Origin of the sequence: Sorangium sp. So ce693 (assembly GCF_051521375.1) — a bacterium.
Classification (GTDB): Bacteria; Myxococcota_A; Polyangia; order Polyangiales; family Polyangiaceae; genus Sorangium; species Sorangium atrum.
In genome coordinates, this window is record NZ_CP150347.1 from 3,777,372 (window position 1) to 3,801,204 (window position 23,833).

The 23,833-nt window shown below is 69.9% G+C and carries 17 protein-coding genes and 1 tRNA gene; 5 read left to right on the forward strand and 13 right to left on the reverse strand.

The features are described 5' to 3' along the window. Positions 1-73 precede the first annotated feature (73 nt). The 10 genes from WMF14_RS14435 to WMF14_RS14480 form a co-directional block, all read right to left on the reverse strand. Positions 74-2,224 carry a thioredoxin domain-containing protein gene (locus tag WMF14_RS14435; protein ID WP_437801511.1) on the reverse strand — a complete coding sequence of 717 codons (2,151 nt, stop codon included), beginning with the start codon at positions 2,222-2,224 and terminating at the stop codon, positions 74-76. A 70-nt stretch (positions 2,225-2,294) separates the two neighbouring features. Next, positions 2,295-3,620: a beta-ketoacyl-[acyl-carrier-protein] synthase family protein gene (locus WMF14_RS14440; RefSeq protein WP_437801512.1), complete on the reverse strand. Its 1,326-nt coding sequence runs from the start codon at positions 3,618-3,620 to the stop codon at positions 2,295-2,297. Between the two features lie 41 nt (positions 3,621-3,661). Then, positions 3,662-4,540, reverse strand: coding sequence for an acyl-ACP desaturase (locus tag WMF14_RS14445; RefSeq protein ID WP_437801513.1), 879 nt, complete (start codon positions 4,538-4,540; stop codon positions 3,662-3,664). After that, positions 4,537-4,788 carry an acyl carrier protein gene (locus WMF14_RS14450; RefSeq protein ID WP_272103411.1) on the reverse strand — a complete coding sequence of 84 codons (252 nt, stop codon included), beginning with the start codon at positions 4,786-4,788 and terminating at the stop codon, positions 4,537-4,539. Before WMF14_RS14450 ends, WMF14_RS14445 begins: the two co-directional genes overlap by 4 nt. 3 nt (positions 4,789-4,791) lie before the next feature. Next, positions 4,792-5,676, reverse strand: coding sequence for a class I SAM-dependent methyltransferase (locus WMF14_RS14455; RefSeq protein WP_272103413.1), 885 nt, complete (start codon positions 5,674-5,676; stop codon positions 4,792-4,794). After that, a complete protein-coding gene (locus WMF14_RS14460) occupies positions 5,663-7,441 on the reverse strand; it encodes a fatty acyl-AMP ligase (protein ID WP_437801514.1) in 1,779 nt (592 codons plus the stop codon). The genes WMF14_RS14455 and WMF14_RS14460 overlap by 14 nt, the downstream gene beginning before the upstream one ends. Before the next feature lie 588 nt (positions 7,442-8,029). Next, positions 8,030-9,106, reverse strand: coding sequence for a DUF4340 domain-containing protein (locus tag WMF14_RS14465; protein WP_437801515.1), 1,077 nt, complete (start codon positions 9,104-9,106; stop codon positions 8,030-8,032). Positions 9,107-9,133: 27 nt separating this feature from the next. Continuing rightward, positions 9,134-10,978, reverse strand: a complete 1,845-nt coding sequence (locus WMF14_RS14470; protein ID WP_272103418.1) for a GldG family protein — start codon at positions 10,976-10,978, stop codon at positions 9,134-9,136. 9 nt (positions 10,979-10,987) lie between these two features. Then, the gene (locus tag WMF14_RS14475; protein ID WP_272103419.1) at positions 10,988-11,722 is read right to left on the reverse strand and encodes an ABC transporter permease; all 735 of its coding nucleotides are present in this window, start codon (positions 11,720-11,722) and stop codon (positions 10,988-10,990) included. A gap of 5 nt (positions 11,723-11,727) precedes the next feature. Continuing rightward, entirely contained in the window at positions 11,728-12,921 is a 1,194-nt protein-coding gene (locus tag WMF14_RS14480) for an ATP-binding cassette domain-containing protein (protein ID WP_437801516.1), read from the reverse strand. 377 nt (positions 12,922-13,298) lie between these two features. Here WMF14_RS14480 and WMF14_RS14485 point away from each other — a divergent pair, with 377 nt between their 5' ends. Further along, a complete protein-coding gene (locus WMF14_RS14485; protein ID WP_272103423.1) occupies positions 13,299-14,546 on the forward strand; it encodes an aspartate kinase in 1,248 nt (415 codons plus the stop codon). A 168-nt stretch (positions 14,547-14,714) separates the two neighbouring features. Here the strand turns inward: WMF14_RS14485 and WMF14_RS14490 are convergent, their stop codons facing one another. Next, on the reverse strand, positions 14,715-16,352 hold the full coding sequence (locus WMF14_RS14490; protein ID WP_437801517.1) for a TROVE domain-containing protein: 1,638 nt from the start codon (positions 16,350-16,352) through the stop codon (positions 14,715-14,717). A gap of 165 nt (positions 16,353-16,517) precedes the next feature. After that, a tRNA-Arg gene (locus tag WMF14_RS14495) sits at positions 16,518-16,655 on the reverse strand. 974 nt (positions 16,656-17,629) lie between these two features. Here WMF14_RS14495 and WMF14_RS14500 point away from each other — a divergent pair. The 4 genes from WMF14_RS14500 (at position 17,630) to WMF14_RS14515 (ending at position 21,266) form a co-directional block, all read left to right on the forward strand. Then, positions 17,630-18,295: an RNA polymerase sigma factor gene (locus WMF14_RS14500; RefSeq protein ID WP_437801518.1), complete on the forward strand. Its 666-nt coding sequence runs from the start codon at positions 17,630-17,632 to the stop codon at positions 18,293-18,295. Beyond that, positions 18,292-19,593, forward strand: coding sequence for a hypothetical protein (locus tag WMF14_RS14505; RefSeq protein ID WP_437801519.1), 1,302 nt, complete (start codon positions 18,292-18,294; stop codon positions 19,591-19,593). The genes WMF14_RS14500 and WMF14_RS14505 overlap by 4 nt, the downstream gene beginning before the upstream one ends. A 151-nt stretch (positions 19,594-19,744) precedes the next feature. Beyond that, a complete protein-coding gene (locus tag WMF14_RS14510; protein ID WP_437801520.1) occupies positions 19,745-20,410 on the forward strand; it encodes a hypothetical protein in 666 nt (221 codons plus the stop codon). Between the two features lie 130 nt (positions 20,411-20,540). Continuing rightward, positions 20,541-21,266, forward strand: a complete 726-nt coding sequence (locus tag WMF14_RS14515; RefSeq protein WP_437801521.1) for a hypothetical protein — start codon at positions 20,541-20,543, stop codon at positions 21,264-21,266. A gap of 400 nt (positions 21,267-21,666) precedes the next feature. Here WMF14_RS14515 and WMF14_RS14520 read toward each other — a convergent pair whose 3' ends face one another. Then, positions 21,667-23,769 (reverse strand): S9 family peptidase, encoded by a 2,103-nt coding sequence (locus tag WMF14_RS14520; RefSeq protein WP_437801522.1) that lies wholly within the window; start codon positions 23,767-23,769, stop codon positions 21,667-21,669. Positions 23,770-23,833: the final 64 nt, after the last annotated feature.

A 23,833-nucleotide genomic window follows, 5' to 3' on the forward strand; every position in this document is an offset into this window, starting at 1 on the left:
CCGGGCCCGGTGTCCGGATGCACCTGCAGGAGCGCCCCGGATCGCGGCCCGTGCGAGCTCAGCGCGTGCCGCGTTACCCCAGCAGCGCCTTGAGGTCGGCCGGCGTCGTGACGGGCGCCGAGCACGTCCGCCCGCGGCACGTGTAGGCGACCGCCTCGCCAGGGCGCGCGGGCTTGCCCTCGGCGACGACCTTCACCGCCGCGGCGCTCTCAGGCCGACCCGGATCCACGAGCACGATCGCCCGGTTCGGCAGGTACGCCTTGAACGCCTCGCGCGCGAGCTCGGCTGCCGCCGTCGAGCCCGCCTCGCCGATCACCACGATCGTCACCGCGCCGCGCGTCAGGCGGTCGAGCACGCACACGGTCTGGCCGAGACCGAAGGCGTTCTCGAGCGCCGTCGGCGCGAGGACCTCCAGCTGCCGCTCCGCCGGTGAGAGGTAACGCTCGTCGGCGATCTCGGAGAGGCGAAGGCAGAGGAGCGCCGCCATCGAGGCGGCCGAGGGCGCGGCCTGGTCGTAGATGTCCTGCGTGCGCGCGATCAGCGCGTCGCCGTCGTCCGGCGTGAAGAAGAACCCGGGCGTGGCCTCGTCCCAGTGGTGCGCGATCATCGCGTCCGCGATCGCGCGCGCGACGCCGACGTAGCGCGGGTCGGAGGTGGCCTCGTACAGATCGAGCGCCGCGTTCCCGAGGTACGCCTGGTCGTCGAGGAACCCTGGCCGGACGTCGCCCGGGGCCGCGCCGGAGCCGCCGCGCTCGCCCTTCGCGCCTGCGGGCGCGCCGTCCTTGAGGTAACGGCCGACGCGGCCGCCGCGGATGAGCTTCCGCTCGAGCAGCGCGAAGGCGCGCGCCGCGGCGTCGACCCAGGCGGGCTCGTCCAGCGCGCGGCCCGCGTCGGCGAGCGCCCCGATGAGCAGCCCGTTCCAGCTCGCGAGCACCTTGTCGTCGCGCGCCGGTCGAGGCCTCGCCTCGCGCGCCGCGAGCATCGCGGCCCTGGCGCGCGCGAGCGCCTCGCGGCACCGATCGAGGTGGGTCGAGGAGCCCCCTCCCGCGCCTTCGTCGATGACCGCCGCGGCCTGCTCGAGCGTGCGGTGCTGCGAGAGCACCGTCGCGCCGCTTTCCTCGAAGTTGCCCTCCTCGGTGATGCCGAAGACGAGGCGGGCCACGTCGTACGCGAGTCGATCCTCGCCGACGGCGTCGCGGAGCTGATCGAGCGTCCACACGAAGAACTTGCCCTCGCTCCCCTCCGAGTCGGCGTCCTGCGACGCGTAGAAGCCGCCCTCCGGGTCGCGCATCTCGGCGAACAGGTAGCCGACGATCTCGCGCGCCGTCTCGGCGTAGATCGGCTTCCTGAACGCGCGGAACCCGTCGGCGTAGAGGCGCAGGAGGAGCGCGTTGTCGTAGAGCATCTTCTCGAAGTGGGGCACGAGCCAGCGCTCGTCCGTCGAGTAGCGGTGGAAGCCGCCGCGCAGGTGATCCCAGATGCCGCCGTCCCGCATCCTGTCCAGCGTGAGCTCGACGCCCTCCGCCGCGACGCGGTCGCCCTCCAGCACGCCGCGGCGGAGCAGCACGTCGAGCGCCATCGTGTTCGGGAACTTCGGCCGCGATCCGATGCCGCCGTGGCGGGGGTCGAGGCGCGCGAGCAGCTGCCGCGACGCGCGCCGGAGCAGATCCGACGACGCGGGCGCGACGACGGCTGCAGCGCGCGCCGGCGCGCGCTGCGCGCGCTCGATGGCCTCGGTGATCTCCTGCGCCTGCTGCTCGACGTCGTCGCGCCGGTTCCTGAAGGCGTCGGCGATCTTGTCGAGCACCTTCGGGAAGCCGGGCATGCCGAGCGCGTCCTTCGGCGGGAAGTACGTGCCCGCGAAGAAGGGGCGCTGGTCCGGGGTGAGGAACACCGTCAGCGGCCAGCCGCCGCTCCGGCCCATGAGCTGCACGACGAGCTGGTAGATGTGATCGAGATCGGGCCGCTCTTCCCGGTCGACCTTGATGTTCACGAAGAGGTCGTTCATGTGCCGGGCGATCGCCTCGTCCTCGAACGACTCGCGCTCCATCACGTGGCACCAGTGGCAGGCGGCGTAGCCGATGGACAGGAGGATCGGCTTGTCCTCTCGGCGAGCGAGATCGAGCGCCTCCGCGCCCCACGGGTACCACGCGACCGGGTTGTGCGCGTGCTGCAGGAGGTACGGCGACGACTCGCTCGCGAGCCTGTTCTTGTGGGCTGCCATGGGCCCCACGTAGGGCCGGACGCGGGGCGCCGCCAGCCGTCCGCCAGCCGCCCCGCGGCCGTCGTCAGCGCTACGCCCGCTCCAGCACCAGCGCGCAGTTGTGCCCGCCGAAGCCCGCCGAGCACTTGACCGCGTGACGCAGATCGACCGCCCGCCGCTCCCGCACGACGTCCAGGGAGCACTCCGGATCGAGCTCATCCACGTTGATGGACGGGTGCAGCAGCTGGTCGCGCAGCGAGCACACGACCGCGATCGTCTCGACGGCGCCGGCGCCGCCGAGCAGGTGCCCGATCATCGACTTGGTCGCCGAGATCGGGATGCGCGCGAGGCGCTCGCCGAAGACGCGCCGCAGCGCCAGCACCTCGGCGGCGTCGCCCTGCGGCGTCGAGGTCGCGTGCGGGTTGATGTAGCCGATCGCCTCCGGCGCCGTGCCGGCCATGGCGAGGGCGCGCTCCACCGCGAGCGCGAGCCCGAGCCCCCCCGAGTGCGGCCGCGTGAGGTGCTCCGCGTCCGTGGTCATCCCGAAGCCGGCCACGACGGCGAGCGGCTTCGCGCCGCGCGCGAGCGCGTGCTGCTCCTCCTCGAGCACGAGCGCGCCTGCTCCCTCGCCCATCACGAAGCCCTGGCGGCGCCGGTCGAATGGACGGCTCGCGCGCGTGGGGTCGCCGTCGACGGCCTTGGCGAGCGCCTTCGCATTGCCGAACCCCGCGACGGTGTTGAGCCGCGTCGCAGCCTCGGCGCCCCCCGCGACCATCACGTCGGCCTCGCCCGCCTCGATCATGAGGGTCGAGGTCGCGATCGAGTGCGTGCCCGTCGCGCACGCGCTCGCGAGGTTGTACGACGGCCCCATGAGCCCGTATCGCATGGAGATGAGCGCCGCCGCGCCGTTCGGCATGACGCCCGGGATGAAGTAGGGCGACACGGCCCGCGGGCCGCGCGCCGCGCTCCTGGCGACCTGCTCTTCGAAGATCTCGACCGACCCCATGCCCGTGGACATCAGGCACCCGATGCGGGTCCGGTCGAGGCCACTCGCCAGCGCCGCGGTGGCGAGCGGCGGCGCGCCCTGTGCCCGCGCGCCCGCGCGCTCCGCCTCGTCGTCTGCGGCAGGGGCGCGCTCGATCGGCACGATGCCGGCCTCGCGCAGCGCCTCCACCGCGGCCGCGAGGCTGAAGTGGGTCACGCGGCCGTAGATCTCCGCTTCCTTGGGCGACAGGTACCTCCCGACATCGAACCCCTTCACGCTGGCCGCGATGTCGCTGCGGAGCCTGTCGACGGGGAAATCGCGGATGTAGTCCACGCCGGACCGGCCCGCGAGGAGGTTCTGCCAGGTGGTGGCGACGTCGTTGCCCAGCGGGCAAACGGCGCCGATCCCGGTCACGACGACCCGCCTTCGCATCGGACTGCTCGTGTTCGTTGGGGGAGGGGAGGTGGAAGGGTTCAGGCGGACAGCACCTGGGGCGCGGCGTTGTCCAGGCTGGGAGCGCCTGCGCGGCCCTCGATCGAGGCGTCACGGCGGCCCTCACCGCCGCGGCGAAGCTCGAGCGCTGTGCGCTGGGCGGCGAGCATCTCGTGCCGGCTCACGCCGAGGTACTTGAGGATCGGCATGTAGACCTTCTGGATGAACACGTTCCGGTCGACGCCGGCCTCGCGCATCTTCAGGATGCGCGAGTCGTAGTCGGGGACGATCCCGACGCCCGGCATCTCGAAGTTCGCGAACACGTGCGCCATGTCCGCGAGCGTCCCCGGCCGGTCCTCCTCGAGCAGCACCTTGATGACGCTCTGGTAGAAGCGGCAATGGGCGATCTCGTCGCGGGCGATGTAGTCGTAGATCGCCCGCAGGCACTCGTCGCCCTCCGCCGCGGCCCGCTCCCGGTGCTTCACGTAGATGACGAACGTCGCCATCTCCTGCACGCAGCCGTAGAACGTCATCTGCCGCGGCGTGTGGAACGGGAGGTCCCACTTCTTCGCGAAGATCTGGTTCTGTAGATCGGTGAGCTGCTCCTCCGTGCGCTTGCCGGAGCGCAGGAGGTACTGCATCAGCGTGAGCGAGTGCTTCGACTCCTCATAGGCCCAGTTGGCCTGGAACCACGCCTGGCCGAAGTACTTCCGCACGAGGTTGATGCCGTTCGCCACGTAGTCCGGCAGGTACATCTCGACCGAGCAGAAGGTCTCCGCGCACAGGGCGAGCTCCTCGCTCGCGTCCCTGTTCACGCGCTCCCACGGGATGTCCTGGAAGACGTTCCAGCGGCGCTCGCGCTCCGCCTTCTCGAAGAACGTCATGTACTCCTGGAAGATCTTCTCCTCCAGCCGGCTCATACGATCGCCTCCAGCCGCTCCCCGACCTTCTTGCAGAGGTCGCCCACGGTGATGAGCTCGACCAGATCCTCGTCCGGAATCATGATCCCGAGCTCTGTCTCCATCTCTCCGACGATCTGCATCATCGAGAGCGAGTCGATGCCGAGCTCGGTGATCACGGACGTCGCGGTGACATTGGGGAACTCGCGCTTGTCCACCCGGGCGGCAACCGTCTTGAACATCTCGAGCAGATTGGTCTTGTCCGTCATGGTTCAGTCGATCCTGCGAAGCTCGTATTGAGCGAGGGAGCTGTAGTGCTTGTCGAACGCGTTCACGCACGTCGACAGGTAACGATCGTAGTCGTCGAAGACCTTGTCCCCCCACGTCGACCGGATGGTCTTCTCGTTCAGCTTGAGCCGGCGGAGCCACTCCGCGGTGGTGCGCTGGTAGTGCTCGCGCCGCGTGTTCACCTGCATCACCTCCCAGTAGGGGTTCGCCGCCTGGATGATGTCCTCGAGCCGAGGGTTCAGGCCCCCGGGGAAGATCTCCCGCGTGACGAAGTAGATGTCCTCCAGCTCTTTCTTCGTGCCGCCGGGGAGCCCACCCCAGGGCGTCATCCGCGGCGTACGGTTGCGGAGGATGGTCTGGAGGCCGAACCAGGCGCCCTTGCTCGTGAGCTCCCAGGCCTTCTTGAAGTAAGCCCGATAGATGTCGATGGCCTTGCCCTGGCGCGCCTCCTCCGGCGAGCACAGGTGATCGATCATGCAGATCGAGATGAGGCTGTCGAACCGCTCGGCCGTCGCGAAGGTCCGGAAGTCGCCGCCGACCACCTCGACGCCGGGGATCTTCCGGGCGTTCACCTCGGCGGCCTGCGCGGTGGACAGGGTGACGCCGACCGCGCGCGTCACGCCGCGCGTCGTGGCCACGTACTCGAGCGCCGCGCCCCAGCCGCAGCCGATGTCGAGCACCTTCTTCCCGGGCCCCGCCTTGGCGAAGTCCGACAGGATCCGGAGCTTGTTCAGCTGCGCGGCCTCGAGCGACTGCTCGGGGGACTCGTAGACGGCGCATGTGTAGTTCATGCGCTCGTCGAGCCAGAGCCTGAAGAACTCGTTCGAGACGTCGTAGCTGACCTCGACCTCGGCCTTACTGGATCCCATCGATGACTCCTTCGACACGTGCCGGGGCGCCGCCCGCGCGGCCCCCTTCGGTTCGCGACCCAGGGCCGCCCGCGCGGACCACGTCGCCATGGGGAGAGGGCGTCGCGCCCTCGTCAATGTCCGAGGCGACCTCGAGCTCGCCGGCCTCGAAGCGCCGCTTCATCTCGCGGCGCCGCACCTTGCCGCTCGACGTCTTCGCCAGCGTCCCCCGCTTGATCAGCGCGACCTCGGACAGCTGCACGCCGAGCTGGGCGCGCACGGCCTGGGTGATCGCCTGCGCGACGCCGGCGACGCTCCGCTTGGCCTCGGCGACGACGATCGCGCGCTCGGCCCCCTCGGCGGTGAGGCACGAGAACGCGACGCAGTGGCCCTCGCGCACCCCCTCGACGGAGGACGCGATGCGCTCGATGTCCTGGGGGAAGTAGTTCTTGCCGCCCAGGATGATGAGATCCTTGGAGCGGCCGCAGAGGTACACCTCGCCGGCGACGGTATAGCCGAGATCGCCTGTCCGCAGCCAGCCCCCTCCGAATGCGGCCTCGGTCGCCTCTGGCTCGTTGAAGTAGCCGGCGGCGACGCTCGGGCCGCGCACCCAGATCTCCCCGACCTCGCGTGGGCCGAGCGGCGATCCGTCGGGGCCCGCGATGATGAGCTCGTGGCAGGGGAGGGGGCGACCGCAGGAGACGAGCTCCAGCGACGCGCCGCCGTTCGCGGGCCACGCCTTGCCGGCCTGCATCGCCTTCGCGTCCACGCGGTCGGTGGTGAGCGGGGCCTTGAGGTCGCTGAACGTGATCGCCAGCGTGGCCTCGGCCATGCCGTACGAGGGCAGGATGCTCTCCGGGCGGAGCCCCCGCTCGCCGAAGCGGCGGAGGAACGCGCGGAGCACGTCGGCCTGGATCGGCTCGGCGCCGCACCCGAGCGCGCGCACGCAGGAGAGGTCCCAGCTGCCCGCCTGCGCGTCGGTGACGGCGCGCGTGGCGAGGGCGAAGGCGAAGTTCGGGGCAAAGGTGATCGTGCCGCGGAACCTGTGGATCGCGTCGAGCCAGAGCGAGGGGCGGCGGATGAACGCCGTCGTCGGCAGGAACATCACCGGCACGAGCGCGTAGAGCGGCGCGATGACGAAGCCGATGAGCCCCATGTCGTGGTAGAGGGGCAGCCAGCTGACGCCGCGATCTTCCGGGGTGGAGCGCAGCCCGTCGAACATGATGGCGTGGCTGTTCACCGTCAGGTTGCGGTGGGTCACCATCACGCCCTTCGGCCGCGAGGTGCTCCCCGACGTGAACTGCAGGAACGCGAGGTCGTCGAGGGACACGCGCCACGGCTCGCCCGCGTCCGATGCGTCGAACGCGTCGGGCGCGCGCAGGTCACGCTCGAGGACGACGCGCAGCCCCGGCAGGGCATCGCGGCTCTCGCTGTTCGCCGCGAGGTAGGCGTCGATCATCTCCTTGAGCTGCTCGTTCGTGACGAGCACGCTGGCGCCTGACGCCTCGAGGATGTGCTGGACGGTCTCGCCGTACGCCTCGAGCTTGGCCAGCGACTGCGGCGGGTACATCGGGACGGCGACGATGCCTGCGGTCAGCGCGCCCACGAAGGTCAGGACGAACTCGTCGGCCTCCGTCAGGATCAGCGCGACCCGGTCGCCCTTGCGGAGCCCGAGCTTGCGAAGCGCGTAGGCCCTGCGCCTCGCCTCGATCCAGAGCTCGGCGTAGGTGATCGCTCGCTCCTCCCCCGAGCTGCGAACGAACGTGACTGCGCGGTCGGCGTGCACCGAATTCTGCTGAAGGACTTCGACGAACGTGCGCATAGGCTCTCTGGCGGCTCAGGCCGGCCGGACGTAGTGATCCGTCCGATAAGGACAACGGGGGCCTGAGTGAGCGCAGCCATAAGCGAAAATCGAGCCAGGGCAAACAGAAAACACGGGAATCCAGGGTTTGAGCTTGATTCCGCCGTGTACGCTTCGGATTCGCCAGGGCGCGATAGTCACGGGTGACGAAAAATCGTGCGCAGAGTGCGTCGAATATTCGTCACATCGGCCCTCGAGTGCGAATCGAGGTTCGCATGGTGCGGGAGTCACACCGGCAGATGGTGCCGGCAGATGGCGCCGACCCAGGTTGAGGTTGGGCCGACCCAGGTTGAGGTTGCCGACCCAGGTTGAGGTCACCGGCGCCGACCCAGGTTGAGGTTGGGCCGACCCAGGTTGAGGTTGGGCCGACCCAGGTTGAGGTTGGGTCGACCCAGGTTGAGGTTGCCTGGTTGCGCCGGTGAGATGGCCACCCGGCTTCGAGCTGCGGGCGCACAAAATGCAAAGAGGCGCCGGTCTCCCAGCGCCTCCCGCTCTCATGCGCGACGTCGCCGGCTACTCGCCGTCGTCCAGGCCCATGTGGCCCGCCGCCTCGTCTTCATGGGCGTCTTCGCCCTTCTTGTCGTCCTTCTTCTCGGTCTTCTCGAACCTCTTCGGCTCTGCGAGGGCCCAGTCGGCCGACCACGACGACAGCACGTAGATCGTGCCATCGCCGCCTTCCTTCGTGGCGTAGCGGCTCGACCCCTTCGCGGTCTTGCCCACCTTGACGGTGAAGTCGCCCGCGTTGTCCTTGAGCTTGATCGTGATGATCCCGCCGTTCGAGACCGCCGCGTCGAGCCCGGTGTCCGACTTCTCGTCGCCGAAGTCCTCCGCGCCGAGGTTCTTGTAGGCGCGCAGCAGGTCCTTCACCTTGGCCTCGTCGAACTTCTCCCACTTCGCGGAGGCCGCGCCCAGCTTGCCGCCCTTGTCGCGCTGGGCGAACGTGCCGGCCCACTTGTCGCCGTTCTTCGAGAAGCTGAACAGGCCGTTCTTGTTCTCGACCGAGACCTGGATGGCGTTCTCGTCCTCGAACTTGAGGATCGACGTCTCGCGCCAGTTCTTCGGCTCCCGCGTGTAGAGGTAGCTCGAGTAGCCGCCCGCGACGAAGACGCCGTCCTTCCCGTCGACGCGCGCCATCTGGCCGCGCGAGCCGCTCTTGCCGAGGTACAGGTCGAGCGCCTTCTCCTCGCCCTTGTACGCGACGACGTGGACCGCCTTCTCGTCGGTGAGCTCGTACTGAGGGTACGTGCCGTTCGTCCGGTCGATGACCTCCTTCAGCTTGAGCTCCTTCAGGTTGTCGAGGAGGCTCCGCACGTTCGCCGCGTTCGCCTTGGCGTTGACGGGCTTCGTGACCTCCCACGTGTCGCCCTTCTTCTCGAGCGTCACGTCGGACTTGTCGGCGTTCTTGATCGCGATCTTCGTGACCTTCTCGACGTCTTCCTTCGAGACGCCCACCTTCGGCAGATCCGCCGTGGCGGCGGTCGCCGAGTGCGCGGCGAGCTCGTCCTTCTGCTTCTTCTGCGTGAAGTACACGCCGAGGCCGAGGAGCGCGAGGACGGCGAGGGCGATGTAGATTCTGTGCTCGGTCTTCATGGCTCTTTCACCCGATGGGGCTCTGGCTCAGTCGAGCGTGATGTTCTCGCGGGCGCTCTCGCGACGCCGCCACCGGATGAGGCCGAACACGGCGAAGAGAGCCGCCGGCAGGAGCGTCAGCGACCACTGCACGCGCTGCTGCACGGTCTTGCGCTCCGCCCGGTACTCCTCGGCCTTCTTGGCCAGGGTGGCCTCGTCGTCCGTGGCCTCCTGCTTCGGCTTCTCGATGCCCGCGTAGGTCAGGTTCGTGTCGCCGAACATCTTCGCGGTCGCGGCGAGCAGCGTGCTGTCCCCCGCCATCCAGTCGAGGGTGTTCTTGAACGCCAGGATGGTGGCGGTCAGGTACTTCTGCGCGTACGGCTGCGAGAGCATCAGGAGATCCTCGTCGCCGCCCATCCCGCCCATCATCGCCATCTGAGGCGGCATGGGGGGCGGGTTGCCGGCCCGCGCGAACGGGTTCGCGAGGAACTGCGACGCCGACAGCACGAGGATGCGGCCCTTGTCCGCGCTCTCCGCGGGAGCGCTGATCCCGAGCCCCTCCTGGCCCCCGAAGGCGCTCTTGAGCTTGCCCTCGATGGTCACGGCGATCGCGCGCTGCGCGTACTCGCCCTTCGGCTTCCAGTCGGCCGAGAACTTCATGTCGATGGCCTCGGACACGTCGACCGTCGTCTTCGGCGTCGAGCGCGCGACGACCTTCATCGTCGCCTCGGGCTGCTTCTCCGGGTGCGGCACGAGGGTCGACGGGAAGGGGAAGGAGAGCTCGGGGAGGCGGAAGAAGCCGGGGAACGACGAGTCGAGGATCTGCTCCTTCTCGTCGAAGCGGCTGTCCTCCTGGAGCTGGAGGATGCCCGGCGCGCGGAACCACATCATCTGGCCCGACTGCGTCTGCACCGGGATGGCCATCGAGCGGCTCCAGTCGAGGATCGCCTCCTTCTTCATCTCGACGCCGTAGCCGTCGAGCAGCTTCTCGAGGCCCCAGGTGTTGAGCGAAGCCTTCATCGCCGGATCGGACGCCTTGAGGTTCACCGCGCCGGCGAACACGGCGAGCGCCTTGTTGCCCAGCATCATGAACTGGTCGATGCGGCGCAGCTCCTTCTCGGTGAACTCCTTGCCCGGCTGCGTGATGACGAGGCCGGCGAGCTCCTTGTTGATCTCGCTGTCGCCGCCCTTCAGGTCGACGTCCTCGAACTTGTAGAACGGGAAGTGGTGCTCGAGCAGCGCGCGCATCGACGGGCCGCCCCCCCGGCCGCCCTGCGCCGCGACGAGGTTCGCGTCCGTCAGCTTGATCTCGTCCTTGCCGGTCACGATGCCGATCTTGGTGTCGATGGCGTCCGCCTTGTCGCGGATCTCGCGGATCGTGTTCGTGATCCAGAACTCGAGGCCCTGCGCCTGGTCCGGCGAGAGCATCGGGATCGCCTCCTTCTCGCTGCCGTACTTGAAGGCGATGCCCATGAACCCGCGGGTGATCGTGGCCTGATCCTGGCCGGTCTCGCTCCCCTCGCCGAACGCGGCCTCCTGCAGGCCCGCCTCCTTGGCGGCGGCGCGCTGCTCGTCCGTCTTCGCCTCGATGATCGCGTAGTGGAGCTTGCCGTTCGAGGCCTGCTCGTACTCGTTCATGAGGTCGGTGAGGTCCTGGATGAACGCCTCGTGCTTCGGGAGCCCCCGGGTGACGTAGACGTCGATCTGGAGATCCTGCTTGAGCCCCTCGCGGACGAGGTGGGCCGAGCCCTTCGAGAGGGTGAACCTCTCGGTCTTCGTCATGTCGAAGCGCTTGTAGGCGCCGTACGAGATGACGTTGGCCACCACGAGGATGGCGGCCACGATGGCCAGGTAGACGCCTGTCTGCGTCGCGGCTTTGGCTTTCCGTTCCATGGTTGGTCCTTACGCCCACTTCCTGCGCTCGAGCGCCCTGAACGCGGCCATGAGGCTGCCCGCGGTGACCGAGAGGAAGAAGACGATGTCTCGAGTGGACACCATGCCGCGCGCGAACGGCGTGAGGCGGGTGTCGAAGCTGATGAAGGAGAGGAAGTCGCGGAGGAACGACGGGGCGTAGTCGGCGAAGTTGTCCACGCCGTGCAGGAACCCGAGCACCAGGAAGGTGATGAAGAACGCGATCACCTGGCTGTCGGTCAGCGACGAGATGAGGAGGCCGATCGAGACCGCCGCCGCGCTGTAGAGCACGAGGCCGATGTAGCCCGAGAGCACGGGCCCGCTGTCGAGCGCGCCGAGGTGCCAGGGCCACACGAACATCATGATCGGGTAGAGGATCGTCGAGAAGACGAGCACGAGGACGAGCCCCCACGCGCCGAGGAACTTGCCGAGGACGACCTCGTGGTCCTGCACGGGCAGCGTGATCAGCATCTCGAGCGTGCCGCTCCGCTTCTCCTCCGCGAGGAGCCGCATCGTGATGACGGGGACGATCAAGAAGGAGAGCCCTATCGGCGCCCAGCTGAACAGCTGCACGAGCGAGGCGCGATCCGCCTGCCAGAAGCCGCCGTTCATGAAGAAGAAGATGAGGCCGAGCGCGATCAGCCCGAAGCAGATCACGACATAGGCCAGTGGGGAATCGAAGTTGGAGCGGAACTCCCGCTTCGCGATGGTCAGGGTGGTGCTCATACCGTTCAGCCCTTCTTCTTGCCGGGCGCTTCTTCCTCCGCGCCTTCGTCCTCGCCGCCGTCGCTGCCGTCCTTGGCCTCGTCGCCGGCGCTGTCGTCGTCCTCGTCGTCCTCGTCGTCCTCTTCGTCGTCGGCCGCCGCGCTCGCCTCGTCCTCGTCGTCGAGGTCGTCGGTGATCAGCTTGCGGCCGCGGTCCTTGCGCTCGTCGCCGCGCGTGAGCGCCTTGAACACGTCCTCGAGGCTCTGCGAGTCGCGCCGCATCTCGAGGAGGAGCCAGCCCTTCTGCACGACGAGCTGGAAGAGCTCGGGCCGGATGTCGCCGCCGAGCGCGCCGAGGAGCTGGAAGCTGTGGGCGCTGTCGCCCGTCGGCAGCTCGGTGACGCTGGTGACCCCGGGCAGACCGGAGAGCGCCTCCTGGACCTCCTGGGCCGTCGGGGGCTTGCGCGCGCCCGACCGGTAGCCGTCGCCGCCCTCGAAGACCTTCTTCTCGTGGACGGTGACGACGTACCGGACCTTGCCGCTCTTGGCGCGGATGTCGTCGAGCGGGCCGTCGGCGACGACACGCCCTTTGGAGACGACGATGGCGCGGGCGCAGGCGGCCTCGACCTCGGAGAGGTTGTGGGTGGAGAGGAGGATCGTCCGCTCCTTGCCGATCTCCTTGATGTAACGGATGACCTCCGCCTTCTCGTTCGGGTCGAGATCGCTCGTCGGCTCGTCGAGGATGAGGATCGGGGGATCGTGGACGAGCGCCTGGCCGAGGCCGACGCGCTGGCGATAGCCGTGGGACAGCGTGCCGATGTCCTTACCGAGCACCTGGGCGAGGCCGCATACCTCGACGATCCCCTTCATCCGCTTCTTGAAGAGCGAGTGATCGAGGCCGCGCATGTCGGCGACGAACGAGAGGTATTCCCACACGTTCATCTCGCCGTAGAGCGGGGCGCGCTGGGGCAGGTACCCGAGCTTGCGCCGGACATCGAGCGGGTCGTCGAAGACGTCGTACCCGTGGACCCGCGCCGTCCCGGCCGACGCCGAGAGGAAGCAGGTGAGGATGCGCATCGTCGTCGACTTGCCGGCCCCGTTCGGTCCCAGGAAGCCGACGACCTCGCCGCGATGGACCTCGAAGCTCACCTTGTCGAGCGCGCGCAGCGACCCATAGCGCTTGGTCAGCGAGCTCGCCTCGATCATCACATCGCTAGCCAAAATGACCTCCTTAGATGGTTCCTTGAGAAGCGGAGCGCCCTGCTCCGTCGTTCGCCCCTGGCGATCCCCCCCGCCTTGGCCGGCGGGCGCGCCGTTGGGACACCCTGGATCACCCATTACCCAGGCGAAAGGCGGCGCCATCGTAGCGGCGGGTGGATCTCTGTCAACAGCGCCGACCCGAAGCGGCTGAACCTGGTGTTTATTCCCGGCGATCGGGGCTGCACCCGGCGCGGTTGTCCGGGCTATCCCCGGATTGGCGGGGTGGCGGCGGCGCCTCGGCGACGGGTCGTGCGTGGGACGGGCTCGCCTGGCGCGCGCGGCCGCCGAATTTCTCCTTGACCCGAGTGTCTGTGTTGGACTAGTTGGCCACACCTCGCGTGAGCCTCATCGTCCAGAAGTTCGGCGGCACGTCCGTCGGGTCCATCGAGCGCATCCAGCGGGCGGCCGCGCGGGCGCTCGCCACACAGCAGGCCGGTCATGACGTCGTGGTCATCGTCAGCGCGATGTCCGGCGAGACGAACCGGCTGCTCAAGCTGGCGTCGGACATCGCGCCCGTGCCCGACGCGCGGGAGATGGACGCGCTCGCGGCGACCGGCGAGCAGGTCTCGGCCGCGCTGATGGCGATCGCGATCCAGGCGCAGGGGGGCAAGGCGCGGAGCTTCCTCGGCCACCAGCTGAAGATCCTGACGGACAGCGCCTATACGAAGGCGCGGATCAAGGCGATCGACGCCCAGCGGCTGCACGAGGCGCTGGCCGGGGGGAAGATCGCGGTGGTCGCCGGGTTCCAGGGCGTGGACGACGCGGGCAACATCACGACGCTCGGCCGAGGCGGCAGCGACACGAGCGCCGTGGCGATCGCGGCGGCGGTGGGCGCCGAGTGCGAGATCTACACGGACGTCGACGGCGTTTACACAACGGACCCGAACATCTGCAAGACGGCGCGGAAGATCGAGCGGATCAGCTACGAAGAGATGCTGGAGCTCGCCTCGCTGGGAGCGAAGGTCCTTCAGATACGGAGCGTGGAGGTTGCGATGAAGTACGGTGTCCCGGTGCATGTGCGGTCGTCGTTCTCGGACGTGCCGGGCACGTGGGTCGTCAGCGAGGAGCAGTCTCTCGAGAGCGTGACCGTGACGGGCGTTGCGCTCGACCGGAACGAGGCGCGGGTGATGCTCGTCGGCGTCGACGACAAGCCGGGCGTGGTGGCGCAGATCTTCGGCGCGCTGGCCGAGGAGAACATCAGCGTCGACATGATCATCCAGAACGCGCCGAGCTACGGCCTGGAGACGCGCGGCACGTCCGGCGAGGTGAAGGCCGACGTCACGTTCACCGTCGGCAAGGCGGATCTCCCGCGGGCGAAGCTCGTGATGGAGAAGATCTCCAGCGGCGTGCGCGCGATGAGCGTCCGCTACGAGGAGGACATCGTGAAGGTGTCGATCGTCGGCCTCGGGATGCGGACGCACGCGGGCGTGGCGGCGCGGATGTTCCAGCTGCTCGCGGCGGAGGGGATCAACATCCAGGCGATCTCCACGAGCGAGATCAAGATCTCGTGCCTCGTCTCGACGAAGTATGCCGAGCTCGCCGTCCGCGCGCTGCACGATGGCTTCGGGCTCGGCGGCAAGGCCTGACCGAACCCGTTCTACCGTCGTGATGCGCTCGCCGTGAGCGGCCCCGACCCGGTCGGTGAGGCCGCTCGCGGCGTGTCGCATTGTGGCGTCGAGCGCACGGACATCGCTCCGCGGAGCGGGGATCGCGCCGCGGCCAACCCGATGTGCCCCTGATGCGGCCCGGCGCGCCTACTGCTGCTCCTGCGCCATCGCCGCGGCGAAGCGCAGCAGCCCCTCGCCCCAGCCGCCGAGGATGTACGTGCGGTCATAGAACTCGGGCACGAGCGTGTCCTGGTACCCGGCGACCTGGACAAGGAACACGCGCACGTCGCGGTTCACCCGCGCGCGGTACGTCGCCACGAGCTTCGCCACGTCGATGTAGTGCCCGTTCCAGGCGAAGTCCGCGTAGTCCTTCGGCCGCGTACCGTACAGGCCGCCGTGGCCGGCCTGCATGTCGCTCATCACGAACACCGAGTCCCAGCGCTGCCGCTCGCGGATCGCGCGATCCCAGAAGAGCCACACGCCGTTCTCGGTCGCCGTCCCGATCGTGCGGGCGACGTGCTCCGCCTTCTCGAGCTGCGAGAACACGCTCTCCTGCTTGCGCACCGCGAACGTCTCCAGCCGGTCGCCGAACACGCCGAGGTGCCCGTCGCTCGCGCGCATCCCGGCCACGACCCCCGTGAGGTTCGCGATCGTGGAGATCTGCATCGTCCCGAGGCTGCTCGTGGTCGTGCCCTGCGCGGAGCCGCTGTTGTCGCAGAGCACCATCACGCGGCCGGGGAAGTACGGCACCTGGCCGAGCGAGCGGCTCAGGCACTTCTCCACCGCGTCGAGCACGGCGCCCGGCGCGCAGCCCTTCACGGCGCGGTAGGCGCTGTAGTACCGGAACGGCAGCTGCTTGCCCTCCGCGGCCGTCTCGACGAGCTTCGGCAGGAACTGGTCGAACGGCACGCCCGCCTCGATCAGGTTGCGCAGGTTGCGCAGCAGGGCCATGTGGCCCATGACCGGCAGCGCCTTGCGCCACGCGCACCGGTTCGAGCCGCGCGCCGAGACGATCGCCTCCCAGGTGCGGCCGGTCGCGCGGAGCGCGCCCTTCGCGAGGCGGTCCACGCTGGGGCTCTTCGGGTGCACGAGGTTCATGACGTCCACGGTCTTGCTCCCCTTGCCCTCGAGCCGGTACTTCGCGAGGGCGTGATCGTCGAACCGCTCGAGCGCGTCGCGCAGCGCGCGCTTCAGCGCGTTCGGCACCGGCTTGCCGAAGCGGTAGAGCTGGTACGCGAGGGCGACCGCAGGCTCGTCCGCGCGCTTCAGGATGCGCGGCGCGTAGCTGCGCACGAGGCCCGTCCCGCGCACGGACGCGGTGTTCGCCGCGCGCACCAGGATGACCTGGGGCGTCGTGCGCATGTGCTCCTCCTCGCGCAGCCGCGCCGCCTCGGCGAGCGTCGCCTCCGGATCGGCCGCGAGCGCCTCGTCGATGGCCTTCTCGATCAGCGCGGCCGGCGAGAGCTTGCGCCACTCGGCCGGATCCACCGCGCCCAGCGTCTCGCGCAGGCGCCGCACCTCGGCGTCCGAGAGGCGCGCGCGGGCGGCCGCCTTCTTCGCCGCCTTCACCGACGCCTTCGCCTTCGCCGCATTGACGGTCTTCGCCGGGCGCGGATCCGCGGGATCGAGGTGGTAGTACATCGGCTCGCCGAAGAAGCACGACGAGGCCGCGAGGCGGAGGCGCTTCAGCGGATCGGTGATGTCGTAGGAGCGGCCGCCCATCCAGTTCAGGTGCGAGTCGGCGCTGCGCTTGTCCTGACGCTTGAGATGCTGAAAGAACGCCATGATGCCACCTCCATCCTCGACGCATGCGCGGCGAGGGATCGAGAGCGGGGTGCAGATTCGATATGCGCACCGCTCGTAGAAAACGGGCGCAGCGCGGAGGATGGTGGTCACGGGGTTGGTCGTGTCAAAACGAAGGAACCGTGACCTCACTGCCGCGCTGCGCCCTGGTGCCAGAGGCGGGACTCGAACCCGCGACCTCGTCCTGAGAAGGGAAGTAACCCCGGAGCTCACTGCCGGCGCTCATCGCGCCGGAGAACACCGTCCGGAGTTGTTTTCGCGCTCTAACCGCTGAGCTACTCTGGCGTGGACGCTGGGGGGTATTGCAGGGCGGATGCCAAGGCGGTCTCCGCGGGTGCCGACCGCAGAAACCCCGGGGGAACGGCCGAGAGCGAGGGTCGCTGACGTCCCCCGCCGGTCCGTTGTCTATCCCATGGGATAAAAACCTAGATGAACTGATAGATCGGGCCGATCGCCGCGGTCGATGCGCCCCCCTCGTCGACGATCGTCTCCGCGGAACGATGTCGGGTTCAGCCGTTGCGCGCGGGTCTCGCTCGCGGGGGAACCCCGGTGAAGGCTCGTTCGACAGCGCGCCGGACGCGCTCTGCGCGAGGGCGGGCGCGCGCGTTCATCACCGTGGAGGTGCGGGGGAGACGATCTGGGGTTTGGTAGAATTTTGAACCAAAGCCCAGATCCGGACCTGGAGCTGCGTCGTGACGCGTGCCCTGGGGAGGTCGAGACCTTCCGGGCGAGTCCGAGGGGAGGATTCCGCGAGGACGAGACCTTGGCGGCAGGTGCGCAGAGGAGGGCTCGGCCAGATCGCGGCCTCGGCGGCGGGCGGCAGAGGAGGGTTCGGCCAGATCGCGGCCTCGGCGGCGGGTGGCAGAGGAGGGCTCGGCCAGATCGCGGCCTCGGCGGCGGGCGGCAGAGGAGGATTCGGTCAGATCGCGATCTCGACGGCAGGTTGGACACGAGGGGCTGGTCAGGTCGAGGCCTCCGGGGCAGGGGAGCGACGAGGGCTCGGCCAGATCGAGACCTTGGCGGCTGCGGTGATCGGATCGATGGTCGAGCGACGGGTGGCGTCAGCCGCTGCGAGCCGGAGGCGCGCTCCGTGACGGGGCGCGCGCCGCGAGCGTCTCCGGGTCCGCCGCGCGATCGTCATCGCCGGCGCGCCGAGAGGAAACCGGCGGCGATCTCGGTTGTGTAGAGTGCGAGATGACGGCGCTCGTGGTCGGCTCGTGGTGCATCGCGGCGGACGGATCCCTCGCGCCGAGGCTGCCGTGAACCTCGCCGCGCGATCCCGGCTCGGCCCGCAGGCCAGGGCCGAGGAGCTGCTCCCCCGTCCCGGAGACGGCGAGCGGTACGACCCGCCAGAGCACGTCGCTCCCATGTCGTCCTCGGGCCTCCCGGCGTCCGGGGTGCGGATCTCGAGCGCAGCGGCCCTGGACGCGGAGGCGCTTTACCGCCGCCACCATCACCTTGTGTACCGACTCGCCCTCCGTTACGGCCGCGGCAACGTGGCCTGGGCGGAGGATGTGACGCAGGATGTATTTCTCGATCTGATGAAGGCGCTCGCGACGCTGACCGATCGAGACAACCTCGAAGGATGGCTGTACCGGGCGACCTCGAATCGCTGCCTGAACCGCCTGCGGCGGGACCGGTTCCTCGATCTCGCGCCCATCCGCTGGCTGCTCGGGCAGGACGAGGCCGACCCGCGCCCGATGCTGGAGGAGGTGGCCATCGCGCGCGACGATCTGCGCCGTGCGTTCGAGGCGCTGGGCAAGCTGCCTCCCAAGGAGCAGATCGCGTTCTCGATGTTCTATCTCGACGGCAAGGAGCAGGAGGAGATCGGGAGCGTCCTTGGCCACTCCAAAAGCTACGTGTGCAAGCTGATTCAAAAGGCCGTCGCGCGGCTCCGCGAGGCCGGGTGGGAGGTGGGGCAATGACGCGAGACCGCGACCTGCTCGCGCTGCTGCACGAGGTCGACGAGCGGCTCGCGGCGGCGACGCCGTCACCCCGGCTCGCGGCGCGCCTCGGCGCGCGGCTGCGCGGGGCGCGCCCGTCCCTCGCCGGGCGCGCGGGGCGCCCGCTCGCGCTGGCCCTCGCCGCCGGAACGGCCGCGGTCGCCCTCGCCGCCGCCCTCCAGCGCCCCGCGTCCCCCGAGGTCTCCGCGCGCAGCCCCGCCGTCGAGCCCGCGGTCGGCATCGTCGGCGATCGCCCCCACGGGGACGGCGGGATCCCGGAGCGCACGCCGGCAGACGGCCACCCGCCGGCGCCGCCCCGGATCTACGCCCCGCTCCTCCGGGAGCCGCCCCGCCGGCTCGCTCCGCCGCCGAGGACCTCGCCGCCTGCGCCGCACGGCTCGGCAGCGCCGCCGGACGCGCGCGACGCGCCCGTGGACCAGCGCCACAGCGAGCTCCCCGAGAGCCGCGCCCCGGTCCCGCCGTCGCGCGCGCGCGCCCTGCCGCCGGCCGTCGCGCTCCCGTCGAGCCCGGGGTGGGTCGACGCCCTGGAACGTCCGCCGGTCCACGCGTCGCCGTCGCGCGGCCAGCTCCCCTCGTCGAGCCGAGGCACCGGCGGCGCCAGCGCTCCGGCGGGGGCAGCTGGGCAAAAGGGCGAGCGAAGCGCCGAGAACAGCGCCGAGGGGGCGGACGGCGCGGCGACCGCGGAGCCCCACGAGAAGCCGACGGGTCCGCAGGAAGAGGCGGGCTGCCGGACGGCGGAGGATCTGACGAGCGAGGTCGAGGCGATGTGCGACGCGCAGGGCCTCGTCCTCGACGACGTCAGGCTGCTCGATCCGTGCAGAGACGGCGGCTACCGCAGCGTCGAGCACACGTGCGTCGACGACGAGCCGACCGAGTGCTGGCGCGGCCAGCTCGGCGACGGCCTCACCTGCCATGACAGCGGCGATCTGAAGGATCAGGCCTACATCACGTGCCGCAACCAGGGCGCGGATCTCACCGAGTTCACTTACGACCGGAGCGTCCCTGGATGCAGCGGCAGCGAGACGACGGGGGCCGTCTACGCGTGTTGCCCTGCGGCGGAGCCGCTTCCGTCGCGCCTGTGCCGGACGACCAAGATCGACCACGGGGACGTGTGCCAGGCGCAGTCGACGCTCGGTGACGAGGCCAGCGCCATGTGCGCGGACGCCGGGCAGCAGATCTTCCACATCTGGTACAACTCCGGCACCGCGATCTGCCCCGAGGCGCACGACACGAGCGCGCTCTTCACCTGCTGCCCGTGAGCGGCGATCGCGAGGTGGCCTGACGGAGGAAACCGGCAGGCCCGCCGCGGTTGATGAAGAGCGGAACGACGAGGAGAGCGCGCCGACCGGGGCTCCGGCGGCGCGCGCGTCGAAGCTGTCCCGGGCTGGGCCGGGCTTGATGGAGGACTCCATGCGATTTTTCGTTGCGACCGGTCTCTCGCTCTGTCTGTCGATCTCGGGTCTTCTCGCCGGCGCGGGCTGCATCAGCGCCGAGGTGCCGGACCCTGACAGCGGAACGGGCTCCGCGGGCGTGAAGAGCGCGAAGAGCGACGGCGTGGAGGACGGCTCGAGCGGCGATGGCGAGGCGAAGCCGCCGCCCCCGCCGTCCGACGATGGCGAGGCGACGCCCGCGCCGCCCCCGTCGCTCCCGCCCCCGCCGGCCCTGCCCCCTCCGCCGCCCCTGCCGGAGACGTGCTGGAGCGGCGAGCTGGGCGATGGCGTCACATGCAGTGACAGCAGCGACCTGAAGGACGAGGCCTACATCACCTGCAGGAACCAGGGCGCGGATCTCGCCGAGTTCACTTACGAGCGGGAACTCCCTGGATGCAGCGGCAGCGAGACGACAGGGGCCGTCTATGCGTGTTGCCCGGCGGCGGAGCCGCTGCCGTCGCCCACGTGCTGGACGACCAAGATCGACCACGGGGACGAGTGCCAGGCGCACTCGACGCTCGATGCAGAGGCCAGCGCCCTGTGCGGAGAGACGGGCCAGCAGATCTTCCACATCTGGCACAACTCCAGCGGCACGATCTGCCCCGAGACGTACGACACGAGCGCGCTCCTCACCTGCTGCCCGTGAGCAGCGGCCGCGGGCCTGCCTGGCGGAGGGACCGGCAGGCAGGCCAGCGCGACGGCTCCTTTCGTCGACGCCGGCGATGGGTATCATGGCGCCCGCCCTGAACGCGCCCGCGCGCGGTGGAGTCGCTCCCATGCCCGATCCCTACATCTACCAGCGTGACATCGAGACGTACGGCCGCCTCACCGCGTCGCAGATCCGGAAGCTCGTCCTGCCGGTCGATGCGGGGTTCGGGAGCGCGCTGCGCACCGTCACGGCGCGCCTCGACGCCGCGACCGAGGCCCTGCGCAAGGCGACGCTGGACGCGACGGCCGCTCCTGGGCCTCCCAGCGCGTCCCGCGGATCGAGGGGCGGCCGGGCCAATCCGGTCGCTGCGGGCCGCGGCCTGCTGCGCCGCCTCGTGGAGCACGCCGCCTCGCGGCCCAACGGGGCCGCGCTGGCCCGAGGGCTCCTCCAGGGCCAGACGCTCGCCACCGTGCTGCGCCGCCGCCCCGCGGCGCTCGCCGCGGCGCTGACGCACGCGATCGAGGTGCTCGAGCGGCACGAGGGGCAGCTGCCCGAGCGCGAGGCGTGGACGGCCGACCTCGAGCGCTCCAGGGACGCCCTCGAGCCGCTCATCAGGAGCGTGCGCAAGACCCGGCTCGCGCGCCGCACGATGACCCCGGAGATGAAGGCCGCGCGCGACGAGTGGATCACCACCTACGGCGCGGCGAAGCTCCTCGTGGAGTGCGTGCTCCGGCTCCACGGCAAGACGTCGTTGATGCCGGAGATCTTCGGAGATCTCCCGCGCGCACCCCGCGCCGCCGCGGGGACCAGCGCAGCGCGACGCCCACCGGCGAGCGCGTCTGCGCTCGCGTGACGATTCCACGGCTCACTCCGGAGCTTGACCCGCGCGGATATGAGGAAATAAAGAAGCGGTAGGCCCGAGGAGAGGGGGTCTCGGGGCGGAGCCATAGGCGTTAACCAAGCTTCGCGCCGCGTTCTCCTACATACGAACGTCTATGTGGTCGTGAACGTTTACGTGGTCGTGGTCGTGAACGTTTACGTGGTCGTGAACGTGAACGTGGTCGTGGAGGTGGTCGTGGTCGTCAACGATAGGCCGTAAACGACCACGACCACGACCACGACCACGACCACGTTCACGTTCACGTTCACGTTCACGTGAACGTTCGTGACCGATGGTGGGGGGAAGGGGGCGGGCTTCGCCCTCTGAGCGTGACCGCACAATCTCCTCGGGTCGGGCGGCCCGGAACACGCTCCTACGTACCGCCCCCGCCCCCCAGGTGCGCCCGGAAGAACCTCACGAGGTGCCCGTACTGGAGAACCTGGTTGTCCCGCTTCTGCGCGCCGTGCCCCTCGTCGGCGAACAGGATGAGCTCGGACGGGATCTTCCTTGCCTCCAGCGCCTGCTGGATCTGCACCGACTCGCCCGCAGGGACCCGCGGATCCGACGCTCCCTGCACGATCAGCAGAGGCGCCTTCACCCGATCGAGGTACGTGATCGGCGAGAGCTTGAGCAACGCGTCCCGATCCTTCTCGGGATCGCCGTACTCGGAGATCCGGAGGATTCGCCGGTAAGGCGCCGTGTTCTGGAGGAACGTCACGAGGTTGCTCATGCCGACGACGGCGGCGCCCGCGTCGTAGGCGCCGGCGAACATGGTCATGCCGATCAGCGCGGAATAGCCGCCGTAGCTGCCGCCGAAGATGCCGACCCTCGGCGGCCGGCCCTCGTGGCCGAAGCTCGCCTTGACGAACTTCGCGGCGTCCTCGATGTCCGTGATGACGTCGAGCCGCTTCGCGCCGTCGTCGGCGTGCAGCCATGTCTTGCCGTAACCGTCGCTCCCGCGGACGTTCGGCTCGACGAACACGAACCCCGCGTCCACGAAGAGCTGCGCCCGCGCGCTGAACCCAGCCCTCGTCTGGGCCTCCGGGCCGCCGTGGAAATGGACGATCACAGGACACGGCCGCTCGCACCGCGCAGGGCGGCGCACGAACATCGGGATCTGCGCGCCGTCGCGCGCCGGATAGGACTCCAGCGTTGTCGCCGAGAACGCGCCCGGCGCCATCTCGGGCATGCTCGGAGCGTGCCACTGCGAAAGCTTGCCAGTCGTCCAGTCGAGGACATGCGCCGTCGCCGGCGACGTCGAGGTCTCCAGGAGCAGCGTCGTGAACCGGCCGTCCCGCGTCGTCGAGACCGGGGTCACGTGATCCGCCGCCGGGAGCGCGGGCAGCTTGATCTCGCGGTGCGACCTCGCGTCGAGCGCGCGGAGCCGCGTGTAGCCGCGCTCGTTCACCGTGTAGAGGATCCTCTTCCTCGCCCGATCGATGGAGAACGCGCTGACGTCGAACGGGATCTCCGGCGAGATCGGCGTGAGCTTCCCCGCCTTCCAGCTGTAGAGCCGGCGGTGCTCCCCGAGGCGCGGCGTGAGCACGAGGACCTCGCCGGGCGCGGCGCCGTACTTGGCCTCGTAGTCCTCGCGCTCGCCCTGCCCGAAGAGGGGAGTCAGCGCGTCGGCGCCCGGAGCGGCCTTCGCGCCGGGCGCCCACTCGAAGAGCTCGCTCATGTTGGAGCCCACGTCCTTCGCGAGCAGCAGGCGGCCGTCGCCCGCGGCGTCCACGGCGCGCCAGATGCCCTCGCGATCGAACACGACCTCTCGCTGCCTCGACGCGATGTCGTACCGGTAGATGACGTACGCGTCCTTCTTGACGTCGTTGGCCCGATAGTAAACGTGCCGCCCATCGTCGGAGACGAACTGGAGCTGCGTCTGCACGCCGGGCGCGTGCTGGATGGCGACGAGCGGGCCGCCCTTCGCGTCCTGCAGGTAGAGCCCTGGGTTCTCCTCGCCCTTGCGGTCACGCGAGAGGACGAGGCGCGTGCCGTCCGGCGTGACGGCCTCGACCACGGTCGGATCCTCGCCGCCCGTGAGCTGCAGCGGGAAGCGCTGCGGCCCGTCGAGCCGGAAGACCTGCCTCGTCCCCGTGATGGTCCAGGTGAAGTAAAGCGCCTTGCCGTCCGGCCCGAGGACGCCCCCGGAAGGAGCGCGCACGTCGAGCATGGCCTGGATGCGGCGCGCGACGTCGTCCGGGAGCGGAGGCGGCGCGTAGCGAGCCAGGATCTCCGGAGAGACGCTCGCCGCGCCGTGCCCCTCGTACCCGGGCCGCTCCGGCGCGGGCGCAGGCCGCGGCGGTCCGGCGGGCGAAGGCGGCGCCGGCGGCGCGGACGCGGCAGGCCGGGGCGCAGCCGCCGGCGGCCCCGGCGGGACCGGCGCGCACGCCGCCGAGAGGGCGAGGGGGCCGAGCAAGCCGAGCAAGGAGCGCCGCGCGGCGCCGTGGCGCCCGCGCGGCGCCGAGGAGGACGACATGCGGCGCATTTCGCCGGAGCGGGCATACGCCGGCAAGGTCAAAGGCGGCGCGGGCAAGGTCAAA